The organism is Stutzerimonas kunmingensis (assembly GCF_002929225.1).
Taxonomy (GTDB): Bacteria; Pseudomonadota; Gammaproteobacteria; order Pseudomonadales; family Pseudomonadaceae; genus Stutzerimonas.
On the sequence record NZ_PISM01000019.1, the window covers coordinates 57,020 to 70,031 of the forward strand.

Below are 13,012 nucleotides of genomic sequence, written 5' to 3' on the forward strand. Positions count from 1 at the left end.
CGCCGACGCACACGCCTCGAACCCTAGTAGGTACGTCATCTATCAGGAGTAGTCGTATGCAAGTGCAGGTCAATAGCAACCACATCCCTGGCAGCGTCGAGCTGCACGAGTGGGTCGGTACGACCGTTGAGGATCGGCTCGAGCGTTTCGACGACTTCCTCACCCGAGTGGAAGTCCATGTCAGCGATGAAAACGCGCAGAAGGCCGGCGCCGATGACAAGCGTTGCCAGATCGAGGCGCGGCCCAAGGGGCATCAGGCGGTGTCGGTGACGCACAAGGCCGAGTCGCTGCAGCTGGCGGTCGATGGCGCGGCGGACAAGATGCAGCACGCGCTGGAGCATCTGATGGGCAAGCTGGACACCCGCGTACTGTCCAGCGGCGAGTTGAATGATCCGCTGCTCGACGAGCAGCCTCAGGCCGTCAAGGATGCGATGCTCGAAGAGGAATTCCTGGAAAAGCAGGACGAGCTCGACAAGTGACCCCGTCGCCCCGGCCGCGTGCCGGGGCGTTTCCACCAGCTTCATTCTCTTTCTATCCCCCTGCTGCCAGGCATGCGCCTTGGCGGCCGGGCCCGTGTATCCGGTAGCCAGATGCAGATCATCCTCGTGCGGCACGGTAGACCCGACCACGGCGCAGCGCGCTGGAGCACGCCGGTTGGCATGAAAACTTGGGTCGAGCGCTACAACGCTGCGGAGGTCGTCGCCGCCGAGCGCCCGGACAGTCTGGTCGCGCTGGCAGGCTCGGTTGGCATCGTGGTCTGCAGCTCCCTGCAGCGCTGCATCGAATCGCGCTCGCATCTGGAATGCGACTGCTGTGAACTGCCTGATCCGCTGTTCGCTGAGCCGCACCTGCCGTATCCCGAGTGGGGCCTGCCGCTGTTGCCGTCGCGCTTCTGGCGCCTGGCGTTTCGCACCGCCTGGTTTCTCGGCTTCGCCAGCCATACCGAGCACATCCGCGAATCCACCAGGCGTGCCAGCGCAGCGGCCGAACGGTTGATCGAGCTGGCCGAGGCCAATGAAAGCGTGTTGCTGATGGGGCACAAGATCATGAATGCGCTGATCGCCCGGCAACTTCGTCAGCGCGGCTGGCGTGGCCCCGCTCTGCCGCTGCTCACCGGCTACTGGCAGCCGAGTCGCTACAGCAAGGGCTGAAAGCCAAGCTAGAGCACTCCGTACAGCATGCGTTCCGCCTCCCTTCGGTCATTCGGCAACCGCTTTGGCTTGCCAGATGAAACGTTTCAGCTACCTTGATCAGGAGTCATAACAACAAAGGGAACCCCCATGACCCGTTTGCAGCTTCTCCTCGGCCTGGGCATCTGCCTGGCCACTCCTGCCATGGCCTGGGAACAGGTGCTGATCGACCACGACAAGCCGGCGAAGAACTGGCGCATCACCAGCGAAGAGCTGGGCATCGACGCGTCGACGCCATTCTCGGTCAGCATGCGTACCTTGCATGGCGGCCGGCAGGAAGGCGTCAGCCTGATCGAGATCGACAACGGCAGCATGCGCATGACCGTCGTGCCCACGCGCGGCATGAACGTGCTGGAAGCGGTGGCCGGCGATGTACGCCTGGGCTGGGATTCGCCGGTGGATGAAGTGGTCAACCCCGCCTTTATCGAGCTCAACGGGCGCGGCGGGCTGGGCTGGCTCGAGGGCTTCAATGAACTGGTCACCCGTTGCGGCTTCGAGTGGGTCGGCCACCCCGGCGAAGACAATGGCGAACTGCTCACGCTGCATGGCCGTGCGGCGAACATTCCGGCCTCGCGGGTGGTGCTGCAGATCGACGAGAAGCCGCCCTATGCCATTCGCTTGCGTGGCGAGCTGCAGGAGAAGGCCTTCAAGAAACTCGAGTTCGCAATCCTCACCGAGCTCAGCACAGAGCCCGGCCGCACCGGATTCTCGTTGCACGACACGCTGACCAATCAGGGCGACTACGCCAAGGAATATCAGGTGTTGTACCACACCAATTTCGGCACGCCGCTGCTGGAGGAGGGCGCGCGCTTCGTGGCGCCGGTCAAGCAGGTCTCACCGTTCAACCCCCGCGCGGCGAAGGAGCTGAGCGACTGGCAGCGCTATCGCGGCCCAACCAGGGACTACGACGAGACGGTGTTCAACGTGGTGCCCTATGCGGACGAACAGGGCCAGACCCTGACCATGCTGCACAACCGCGCCGGCAATCTCGGCGTCAGTGTCGGCTTCAATACTGCCGAGCTACCGGTGTTCTCGCTGTGGAAGAACACCGATACCGAGAAGCAGGGCTACGTGACCGGTCTCGAACCAGGTACCAGCTTTTCCTACAACCGCCGCTATCAACGGCCGTTGGGATTGGTGCCGAAGATTGAGCCAGGTGAGCAGAAGCATTTTCGCGTGAGTTACGAGCTGCTGGTCAATAGCGCCGCAGTCGACGCCGCGCGCAAACGGATCGAAGCGGTACAGGCCGGTCGCGACACTGAAATTCGTGACGAGCCGCTGGTTGACCTGTCGAAGGACTAATACGTCTGCTGGACAGGTTTCGCGCGTTTTGGATCTCGTCGCAGCGATGCACCGTCGATTACGATGCATCGCTTGCTCAGGATGGCTCTACGTCGGGCCTTTCAGGGCGACTGCGAGGCGTTCCTTGGGTCTGAAAGTTCCCCGGCTCCTGCAGCTATAGCAAAAGGCTTACAAGAGGCTGAGGCGTTCGACCCTTTAACCGTCCACCGCGTGTAATTAATCTACACCCACTCTGAAGCGCAGGACGCGCTCAGGATCAGGAAGATCGACCATCGCCAGGACGGCAATCGAAGGGAATTCGGAAAGGTCAGAAAAAACCCGCTTCGGCGGGTTTTTGCTTTTCTGACGTATTCATATGCCGCTGGCGCTGAACGTCGACCGCGCCTATTTGCGACATTCAGAATTCGCACCCATTATTTTCCGATTATGGGAAAGCCGTTGCGTCAGATATTACGGACGAAAAAAAGCCCCGCCGAAGCGGGGCTTTTTTGTATCAGGCGTCTTAGGAGACTTGAACCTGATCAGCCTGCATCCCTTTCTGGCCTTTGGTAGCCATGAAAGAGACCGCTTGGCCTTCGCTCAGGCTTTTGAAGCCTGTGCTTTCGATTGAACGATAATGAACGAACAGATCTTCGCTGCCATCGGTCGGCGTAATAAAGCCGAAACCTTTTTCATCGTTGAACCATTTGACTGTGCCATTTTGACGAGTAGACATGAGTATCTCCCAAGGTGTTTTAAGGCTGCAGCACTGAAACATTCGGTGCCGAGACTGAGAAGCGAGAAGCAAAACGAACCGAGGAGATGAAACAGAGAAACATCATGCCGGGTGTCGAAGTGTTAATTGCGAAGCAGTGGGGGCGAATATACGTAGATTTAAATATATGTACAGCTTTTATTTGCGATTTAAATAAATTGGCTCCTTTAAGTAAGCCCGCGAACTCAAATATTTAGGGTTTAACTAGTTGTTAATCATCAATGTTGTATGGGCTATGGAGGCAAGAGAAATAATTCAACAAATGTTCCACGCTAATAGTTCGTAGCGGGGGCATCGCTTGCCGACAAAGCAGCGGGGGTGCGTGGCCGCGCAAAGGCGCCTTCTGTCCCGCCAGGCTGGTAAACGCGACAGTGAAACGACACGTTCGTTTTAGCTATAGCGAAAGGCTTACAAGAATCCCGGTTTTTGGCTCTTCATTGCCTGCGGCCTGATGATTAATCTAGGCCCACTCTGAAGCGCAGGACGTGCTCAGGATCAGGATGATCGACCACCGCCAGGAAGGCAGCCGGAAGGATTCGGATAGGTCAGAAAGAACCCGCTTCGGCGGGTTTTTTGTTTCACGATGACTCCAGTACCGCAATTCGCTGGACTACGCCAAGGCTCGATACAGCAGGTTTATCAATCACTTAGGCGAGTTCAACATATGCCGGTGCTTTCCGAAACTTGACCCGGCTTCCCCTCGCGTGGCTCCCATGCGGCTCTTGGAAACCGGGCTTTCCGAGGAGTCATCATGGCGAAGATCAAGCTCACCAAGTCCGCAGTCGATGCGGCACAACCTCAAGACAAGGCCATCGAACTGCGGGATACCGTGGTGCCCGGCTTCCTGTGCAAGATCACCCCGGCCGGCCGCAAGGTGTTCATGCTCCAGTACCGCACGAACGCCGGCGAGCGCCGCAAACCCGCCCTGGGACAGTACGGGGAACTGACCGTCGATCAGGCGCGCACGATGGCGCAGGAATGGCTGGCCGAGGTGCGCAAGGGTGGCGACCCCAGCGCGGCCAAGAACGCCGCCCGCAAGGCACCGACCATGAAGGAGTTCTGCGACACCTTCATGGAGGACTACTCCAAGCAACGTAACAAGCCCAGCACACAACGCGGCTATCAGGGTGTGATTGACCGCTGCATCATCCCGATCATGGGCCGGATGAAGGTGCAGGACGTGAAGCGCCCGGACGTGGCTGCGCTGATGAAGAAGCTGGCCTACAAGCCGACTGAGGCGAACAAGAGCTTCGGCGTCTTGCGCAAGATGTTCAACCTGGCTGAAGTGTGGGGGCTGCGCCCAGATGGCACGAATCCATGCCGCCACGTCCCAATGTACCCCCCCCGGCAAGGAAACCCGACTCATCGTGGACGATGAACTGGTGCGCATCTTCCGTCATCTGGAGCATCTGGAAGCCGAGGGACTGGAGAACTACGTCATCCCGTTGGCGATCCGCCTGCAATTCGAGTTCGCCGCCCGCCGTTCCGAAATCTGCCCGCTGGAGTGGGACTGGGTTGATCTGGAAAAGCGCCGCGTCGTCTGGCCGGACAGCAAGACCGGCGGCATCTCCAAGCCCATGAGCGAGGAAGCCTATCGGTTGCTGTCCACCGCGCCGCGCCGGGAAGGCTGCCCCTACGTCCTGCCGTCGCCGAACGATCCGACCCAGCACATGACCCACGGTGAGCACTATGGCGGATGGAAGCGCGTGCTCAAGGCCGCCAGCGTGCCGCACGTCGGCACGCACGGCATCCGACACCGGGCGACGACCGACATTGCCAACTCAGGCGTGCCAACCAAGGTGGGCATGAAGCTCACAGGCCACAAGACCGTGGCGATGTTCATGCACTATGTTCATACCGAGGACAAGCCGGTGCGGGATGCGGCCGAACTGGTGGCCAGCCGGCGGCTGGCGATCACCGGGGCATCCCGTTCTATGGAGGTGACAGCATGACAAGGAAGACGCCTGTGGCAGCGGGGAAACGCGCCACCTTACCGGCTGGCTATGCCGGCATCCACGGCGGCATCGTGGAACTGCTGGATGCGGCGCGCCAGGCCGCGGCGCGCAGTGTCAACGCGCTGATGACGGCCAGCTATTGGGAGATTGGTCGCCGGATCGTCGAGGCCGAGCAGAAAGGCAGGCGGCGGGCCGGTTACGGCGAGCAGTTGATGGAACGCTTGTCCGCCGATCTGACGGCCCGGTTCGGGCGCGGGTTCAGCCCGGACAACTTGGAGAACATGCGGCGCTTGTTCGTTGCATACCCAGTAGGGACAATTTCCGAGACACTGTCTCGGAAATCTGGAGAAAGACTGCCTGCAGGGAATTCCGAGACGGTGTCTCGGAAATTCGACCTCTCCGAATTGTCCCAAGTCTTCACCTTGCCGTGGTCGGCTTATGTTCGGCTGCTGTCGGTCAAGGACGACCATGCCCGCCAGTTCTACGAGGCTGAGGCGCTGCGTGGTGGCTGGAGCGTGCGCCAACTCGACCGGCAGATCGGTAGCCAGTTCTACGAGCGCACGGCCTTGTCCAAGGACAAGGCGGCGATGCTGGTCAAGGGTTCGGTAGCCAAGCCCGAGGATGCCGTCACGCCCAACGACGCGATCAAAGACCCGTATGTGCTGGAGTTCCTCGACCTCAAGGACGAGTATTCGGAATCCGATCTGGAAGCAGCCTTAATCCAGAGGCTGGAAGACTTCCTGCTGGAATTGGGTGAAGGCTTCACCTTCGTCGGAAGGCAGCGCCGGTTGCGCATTGACCAGACCTGGTATCGGGTCGATCTGTTGTTCTTCCATCGCAAGCTCCGCTGCCTAGTCATCATCGACCTGAAGCTGGGCAGCTTGACCCATGCCGACGTTGGCCAGATGCACATGTACTGCAACTATGCCAAAGAGCATTGGGCCTACCCGGACGAGAACCCTCCCGTTGGCTTGATCCTGTGTGCCGACAAGGGCCATGCCCTGGCGCGATATGCGCTGGATGGCTTGCCGAACAAGGTCATGTCGGCCAATTACCGAACAGTGTTGCCAGATGCAGAATTGCTGCAAAAAGAGCTGGAGAACACGCGGCGTCTGCTTGAATCTCGCGGAACGCTTTTCCTTAAGGAAAGCAAGCCGTAGTCTTGCGTCCCGGCGTGTTGCTGTCGGGCTCGCGGACTACACCCCCTGCTTAGTAGCGAATCACAGCCATTCGGCGCTGATCCGTGACGCCTTCGGTTTCCAGCATCAAGTCGCCTTAGCAATGATCTCAACATATCCAATCAACTCGGCCGAATAGCTGCCATCTCCATTTGCTGCGCCCTTGTGCTTCAGCTCACGTTGCAGGGTCGGCTCCACGGTATGGGCAAACAGCGCTAGCCGCTGCTCCGGCGTAAAGCTTGGCTGAATCGTCGGCGCTTGCAGATACCTTTCGCACTGCCGCTCAATCGCCGGTACCCGTGTCCCGTCCTGCTTGACTGCGATGGGCTGCACCACCACACGACGTTCGCCGTTGCCCGCAGACGCCTCCACCATCCACAAGGACAGCACCACCGGCTCGTCAACATCCCCGGCCACCGCAATGCCGATGTCTTCGGGCGTCACGCTGCGCCAGCGGCCCAGCTCTTCCTGTACCAACGGGTGATCCAACCCCATCAGCTCCAGATCGTCCCTGCTGGTGGCGGTGTCGCGGCTCAATGTGAAACGCGCACGGCGCGTGCCATCCACTGTTACAAGGTCGTAGGTCTCCTCGTCCACCTTCAGCAGTTTCTGCTGGCGATCTGCCACTGCCGCTGACAGAAAACGCACTAGCCGATCCAGGCTGGATGAGACATCCGAGAAAGGCTGGTAATCATCTAGACTGAAACCGTCGAGGTCTTGAAACAGGTCGAACACCACCTGCCGTGCCTCGCGGGAATTGGACAGCGCCGCTTCCAGCTCCACCTGGGTGCGTTTCAGTTCGGGATCGGACAGCGCCTCCTGGTACAGGCGGTCGTAGTTCAACCGCTCGGAAAGCTGCCCCAGAATCTGCGCCCTCATGTCTTCGGCCACGTTGCCCTGATCATCGACCTTGCCGACCGTGCGTGCAATTTCAGTCAACTTCTCATCCAGCAGCAGGAAGATGCGACCCTCGATGGTGTCCGACAGCACCAGGTTGTAAACCTGTGCAGTGTCGCGCTGGCCGTAGCGATGGATGCGCCCGATGCGCTGTTCCATGTCCATTGGGTTCCACGGCAGGTCGAAATTGAACAGGATGCGCGCGAACTGGAGATTCAAGCCTTCGCGGCCTGCCGCGGTACACACCAGCACACGCGGCCCGTCTTTCAGGCGGAACTTCCTCTCTGCCGCCAGTTTGGCACCGTGGTCGCCGCCACGCAGTACCACTACGCCTTGGCCTGGATAAGCCTGTTCAATCTCACGGGCAATCAGATCGACCGTGCCGAGGTAGGTGGCGAAGATCACGATCTTTTCGTTGGCGTTCTGTCGCCATAGATGCCCCAAGCCATCGAGCAGCTTTTGCGCCTTGGTCTCGCGCTGCTGCGGGAAGATACGCAGCAAGTCGCCAATGCGCAGGCGCTCCTCGGGCAGATGCAAATCGACCACAGCGGAAGCCGCCTCCTCGGCGTGCGTAGCCGAATACTCGCTGCCATAGGGGTCGGAGGCCATTTCCAGCGCCTCTTCATCCAGTTTTTTCGCCAGCCGGTATTTGAGATCAGCCAGCACACGGTCTACCTCGCTGCGACCGATGCTGTCCTTCGCCAGCCCAAATTCTGCGTGGATCAGCTCGCGGGCTTCTTCCGTCAGCCGCTCGCGGCCTTCGATGTCCAGTTCCTTGTCACGCAGCAGCGCCTCGTGCAGCGTCAGCATCAACAAGCGGCGCTTGAGCGTGCGGCGCACGGCGGCAAAGCTCGATGCCGCGATCTTCTGGAAGATCGCCATCAAGAAGCCCAGTGCGCGCCCTTGGTTGCCCTGGCGGCGGGCCAGATCGAACCCATCTTCAAGGTATTCGCGCAGCTTCTCGTAAAACAGCCGTTCCTCCTGATTCATCAGGAAGGATTCGGTATGCACCCAGCGCCGTGCAAACAGCGGTGAGCCATCGGGTTGGCAGGCATCGGCCTTGGTGCGGCGGAACATCACCGTGTTCAGGCGATGGCGGTTTTCCAGCATGTCCTCGGGACTGCCAAAGAGCGTGGGGTTCAAGAGCTGCGCCAGCATCCAGAACTGGAAGTGATTGCCTTGGTGCGGCGTGGCAGACAGGAGCAAGAGATCACGCGCGTGATCCTTCAATGCCTCGGCCAGTTTGTAGTTTTCCGTCTTGCGCACCTTGCCGCTCGTGCGATGGGCGGTCAGGTGATGCGCCTCGTCGAACACCACCAGATCCCACCGAGGCGCGTCCAGCAGACGCTTGATGCGCGCCGGGCGCTTCAATGTGTCGATGCTGGCGATCAGCCGGTCGTGTTTGGCGAAGGCATTAGTCTTGCGGTCGGTGATGTCGCCCTCGGAGCCAAACACCTCGAAGTCGAGATTGAACACCTCGTTCAGCTCGCGGTGCCAGTTGTTCACCAAGCCTGCGGGCACCACCATCAGCGCCCGCGTCAACTCGCCCCGGCTGGCCAGTTCACGCAGAATCAGCGCGGCTTCGATGGTTTTGCCCAAACCCACCTCGTCGGCGATCAGATAGCGTCGTGGTGACGCAGTGGCTATGCGGTGCGTCAGCACCACCTGATGCGGCAGCAGATCAATGCGCGCCGAGGTCAGCGCCGAGGCGCTTTCCATCACCGGCAGTGCATGCGCCTCGTAAGACAGCCATGCCTTTCGTGCGCGGTCTGAGCCGCCTGCCACCGATTGCAGAATGCGCTCGGTACGGGTGCGCTCGCGGCGTACCGAACTGACCGGCACGCGGCGCTCGCCCACGCCGAAGAACGCGCGCATATAGCCATCGTGCGCTGGTTCGAGCACCACGCCTGGGCCGAATTCAGTGTGGGTGATGCGCTCGCCGGGCTGGAATAAATCCTCAAAATCATCTGCTTGCACGCGCTGGCCTCAAGTAATCCGAAGGTGAAACAGGCCAGCCGCTTTCGCGCCCTCGCGCAGCAAAATTTCCTGCGGGTACTCGTTGGCCTCACCCCACAGAAGGCGGCCAAAGTCGAGCTGTTGCCCCCGATGTGGCGCTTCACACAGCCAGTTCACTGCGTCGGTGGAAGCCTGCACGCGCAAACGGCCTTGGCCCTGCGGCAGCCAGAAAATCAAGGCGGCTTCGCCTGCGTATTCATCCTGAAATGACAGGATGGCGCGTTTGATCGTGTCGCCCAGCCAGATTTCGCCTTGATCGGGTGCCAGCAGGTCCAGGCTGCCTTCCAGCCCGGCCACCACCAACGTCTGCCCGCCGTTGCTGGGCAGATCATCCGGCCAGCCCTGCGCACCGGGGGCGGCGGCCTGCAAAAACTGCCGCAGGCTCCAAACCTCGCCCGCCGCGCACACCGTGTTGCGTGCCTCCTCATCCCACAGCCAGCTGGTGCCGCGCCGTTGCCATACCGTATCGAGCACCTGCCTCATTGCGTGTACTCCTCATCGTCATCGAACAGCGAAACCTGCTGCGGCTTGGGCGCCTGGCTGGCTTGCCAGGTGGAGAAAATCGCCACCGCGCGCGACGCCGCGTTGCGGGTGGTCTGATCCGAGCCGTTCTTTTGCAGCCATTCCAGCAGCGGCTTGAGCGCTATGTGCGGCTTGAAGTTGTCGTTCGTTAACGTGTCCGAGGCATTGATGCCGCTGCCATCCACGCACGCACCGATCAGCACCATCGCCTGATCGAGATCAGAGGTGAGCTTGCGCCTGTGCTTACCCGACCAATCGCGGGCGAAATCGAGCGGATTGGTGCGCGTAAACACCTTCTTCTCTTCGCTGCACCAGCCACGCTGTACAAAGTCATCCGGCGTGGTGATGGTGCCGCGCAGAAACTTCTGCAACTGGTCGCGCTTCATTTCAGTCGCAGCCCCGAAGGTGCGCAGAAACTGGCGTGACATCGGTTCGGCATTGACCGGCGGCGGTTCCTTGCCCTTGTCGGCGTCTTCGTCGATGAGCTGGTTGATACCCACCAGCGCGTCGCGGACGGAGATGGTGCGGCCTTCATCCACATAGACCTTGCCGTAGTGGCGAGAGAAATATTCCAGCGCCTTGCCGCGCCGGATGACCTGGATGTCGGCAGCGGGCAGACCCTCTTTGGCGTGGTTTTCCAGCATGGCCTGCAACTGGCGCACATCGGCCATCACTTCGCGGCGCATGCGGCCCCAGCTCACTGGCTTGGGTTCTTCCGTGCGCTTGCGGCAGACGTGGATGATGTCATATTCAATAGTTTGCGAGCCAAAAGTTCCGGGTTTTGCGCCATCCCCCTTGGTTTCATCGGAGCGAATTGGGTATGTTGCTTCGAGGTAAAATCCGGCATCAAATAGCGATTCCAACACAGCCACCCACGGTTCATCCGCGCTATGGTGAAAGGTGAAGGCCAGAATGCCACTTGGCTTCAGAAGGCGATGCGCTTCGCCCCAACATTGGGTTAGCAATCGCTGATAAAAGCCATCCGGATCCTCAGGCTCTCGTGCGCGATTTGCCACAGCCTCTAGCGATTTGGGTGTGTACTCAGCGCCGAAAATCTCTGAGTACCTGCTTTTAAGCACCAAGCGCAGCCAAACGTAGAAAAAATCGGCCAATTCTGAGTAGTGGAGCAAGCCGCCAAAAGGCGGATCGGTGATAACGAGATCGAGGCTGCCGCTTTCAAGCTGCGCCAGATCTGTGGATGATCCTTGATGCACGGTCACGTCCAGAACGGGGTCGCCGGGGCGTACCTTCTCGCTCTTACCACTCAATTGTTTCGCTAATATTGGGTCGAGGCGCGTCAACGCTTCGATGCTCACAGCCTCCCAAGGTTGAATCGCCCAATCGCGGCCCTCAAGTATGCCGTCGGAGCTGGATGCCCAGTTGCCACGCCCTAGTGTGGGGAAAACGCAGTTCTCAACTACAGTGGACTTCGGGTGATAGTTGTTATTTGCAAACTGAGGCTCAAGCTTGTCGCCTTGGACATTCCATAAAGTGAACAAGCTTTGATTGCGCAGATATTGCTGAAATGCCCCCAATACAAACTCTCTCACAGCCCAGTCATAGCTTCCGACTTCAATAGTCGCCTTGAGGAGCTGTGCATGCACCAGTAGCTGGCGAGGGTTGAACATCGTCCACCAATGCGTAAATCCATGATTTGGCAGTCCCCCGTTGTTCATATGTGTCATGAAGCCGTAGGGAAGCTCAGAGCGTGGCCAGTAATCTTTTAGGTCGTCGTCCTTGCGCGCCTCCCATTCCGTGAGCGCCGCGTCATACTGTTGGGCATGTGCCGAGTCATAAGCCGCAAAGAAGCGACCGCTGTAGGGTTTTCCTGCTGCATCACGTTTAGGCGCGTAGCCCTGCACCGCGTAGGCCGCCATTGGCCCTGTTTTCCCCGTCGCCTTGATGGTGGTCAATACATCCTGCACGGTGCCGCAGGCTGCGCAGGCGTAGTGGGATTTTTTCGGCACCGTGCCGTTTTCCGGCGCAAAGGTGATCTTCGTTTCCGGGCAGGTCACCTCATCTGGCAGCGCACCACGCACCTCCAGCAGGCGAATCTTGGATGCGCGCGCACCGTCCCACCGCGTTGTCGCGGTCGCATTGTCTTGCGCAGAGCCGCCGTAGGGCTGGCCATTCGCGTCCTGTTTGGCTTCGCCCGCCAGCCATTGCGGATGCACCAGCAGGCTCAGCTCGACCTTTTTGTTCGGCTTTTTCGGCTTGCCCAGGTTGACCATTGCCGCATGGCCGCAATGCGGGCAGATGACGCCTTTCCTGCGATCGAGCACGGAGAACGGGTATTCATCCGGCGCCACATACAGCGGCGAATCGGGCGCCATCCGTGCTGCTTCCTCCTCAACGTGGAATTCGCCGCCGCATTTGCTGCATGTGTGCTCCCAGTGCTTCACGCTGATGGTCTTCACGGCCATCACCGGGCTGGTCATGATCGGCGTGCGGTGGCCGCAACCCGTCACCTGACAAGGGCCGTGCTTGGCCCAGAAGGTATAGATCGCCTCCGGGCCTTCGTAACGGTAGTCCTTGCGCTCATCGCGCGGAATGGTCAGCGGGTCGAAATCGGCAGGCATCGCCTTGTTCGACGGCAAGTGCGTCCACGTGCCTTTCTCACCCTCCGGGCCGTCGCAGTAGTAGTACGGCATGATCTGCGGCTTGACCTCGGCCTCAATCTCGGCGAGCAGCTTCTTCACTTCCTCCAGATCGACGTCGGCCAGTTCCTGCTTGACCACGAACCACGCGACCGGGTTGAGGTCGTTGCCGACCATCTGCATGCCCAGGCGCGAGCCTTCCACCAGCGTGGTGCCGCCGCCCATGAAGATGTCGGCCACTTTCAAGTGTTTGAATGCGCCTTTATGCTGGTGGTTGGCGTAGTAGTTGTCCCACACCAGTTTGGCAGCATGCGATTTGTCTTCCGGGGCCTTGGTCGCCGCAGCGATCAGCATCGAGCGAAATACGCTGGAGCGTCGCCGCGCCCACCACTTCGACATCTGGTAAATCGGCTTGCCCGCGTTGCCTTCGATGATCGCCACCTGATTGACGGGCAGGATCGGGAAGTCCACCTCCAGGCAGGTCTTGGGGCGGTTGGGGTCGTTGAAATCGACGGTTTCCAGCGCGACGGGCTTGCCCGCCCCGACGGCTTTGGCGACTTGCTGTGCGAGTAGTTCTTTTTTGGTGGCCATTCAAGCTTCC

General features: G+C 60.0%; 8 protein-coding genes and 1 pseudogene. 5 read left to right on the forward strand and 4 right to left on the reverse strand.

Annotation, left to right across the window (positions count from 1 at the left end; translation table 11 throughout):
- Window positions 1–56 precede the first annotated feature (56 nt).
- The 3 genes from CW305_RS14555 to CW305_RS14565 all read left to right on the forward strand — a co-directional run bounded on the left by CW305_RS14555 (window position 57) and on the right by CW305_RS14565 (window position 2,492).
- Window positions 57–479: an HPF/RaiA family ribosome-associated protein gene (locus CW305_RS14555; protein WP_014821952.1), complete on the forward strand. Its 423-nt coding sequence runs from the start codon at window positions 57–59 to the stop codon at window positions 477–479.
- A gap of 111 nt (window positions 480–590) precedes the next feature.
- Window positions 591–1,151, forward strand: a complete 561-nt coding sequence (locus tag CW305_RS14560) for a histidine phosphatase family protein (RefSeq protein ID WP_104098231.1) — start codon at window positions 591–593, stop codon at window positions 1,149–1,151.
- Between the two features lie 129 nt (window positions 1,152–1,280).
- On the forward strand, window positions 1,281–2,492 hold the full coding sequence (locus tag CW305_RS14565; protein ID WP_023447057.1) for an aldose 1-epimerase family protein: 1,212 nt from the start codon (window positions 1,281–1,283) through the stop codon (window positions 2,490–2,492).
- Between the two features lie 502 nt (window positions 2,493–2,994).
- Here the strand turns inward: CW305_RS14565 and CW305_RS14570 are convergent.
- The gene (locus CW305_RS14570; protein WP_014821949.1) at window positions 2,995–3,207 is read right to left on the reverse strand and encodes a cold-shock protein; all 213 of its coding nucleotides are present in this window, start codon (window positions 3,205–3,207) and stop codon (window positions 2,995–2,997) included.
- Between the two features lie 790 nt (window positions 3,208–3,997).
- Between CW305_RS14570 and CW305_RS14575 the strand changes: the two are divergent.
- Both CW305_RS14575 and CW305_RS14580 read left to right on the forward strand, forming a co-directional pair.
- Window positions 3,998–5,198, forward strand: a pseudogene (locus CW305_RS14575) (tyrosine-type recombinase/integrase).
- Window positions 5,195–6,361 carry a PDDEXK nuclease domain-containing protein gene (locus CW305_RS14580; RefSeq protein ID WP_104098232.1) on the forward strand — a complete coding sequence of 389 codons (1,167 nt, stop codon included), beginning with the start codon at window positions 5,195–5,197 and terminating at the stop codon, window positions 6,359–6,361. Before CW305_RS14575 ends, CW305_RS14580 begins: the two are co-directional and overlap by 4 nt.
- Before the next feature lie 105 nt (window positions 6,362–6,466).
- Here CW305_RS14580 and CW305_RS14585 read toward each other — a convergent pair whose 3' ends face one another.
- Genes CW305_RS14585 through CW305_RS14595 form a run of 3 tightly spaced genes read right to left on the reverse strand, consistent with a single transcriptional unit; the run spans window position 6,467 to window position 13,002 of the window.
- Window positions 6,467–9,253 carry a DEAD/DEAH box helicase gene (locus tag CW305_RS14585; protein WP_104098233.1) on the reverse strand — a complete coding sequence of 929 codons (2,787 nt, stop codon included), beginning with the start codon at window positions 9,251–9,253 and terminating at the stop codon, window positions 6,467–6,469.
- A gap of 9 nt (window positions 9,254–9,262) precedes the next feature.
- Complete coding sequence (locus tag CW305_RS14590) at window positions 9,263–9,775, reverse strand: hypothetical protein (protein ID WP_043566963.1); 513 nt, start codon at window positions 9,773–9,775, stop codon at window positions 9,263–9,265.
- Window positions 9,772–13,002, reverse strand: a complete 3,231-nt coding sequence (locus CW305_RS14595; protein WP_104098234.1) for a DUF1156 domain-containing protein — start codon at window positions 13,000–13,002, stop codon at window positions 9,772–9,774. The genes CW305_RS14590 and CW305_RS14595 overlap by 4 nt, the downstream gene beginning before the upstream one ends.
- Between the last annotated feature and the right edge of the window lie 10 nt (window positions 13,003–13,012).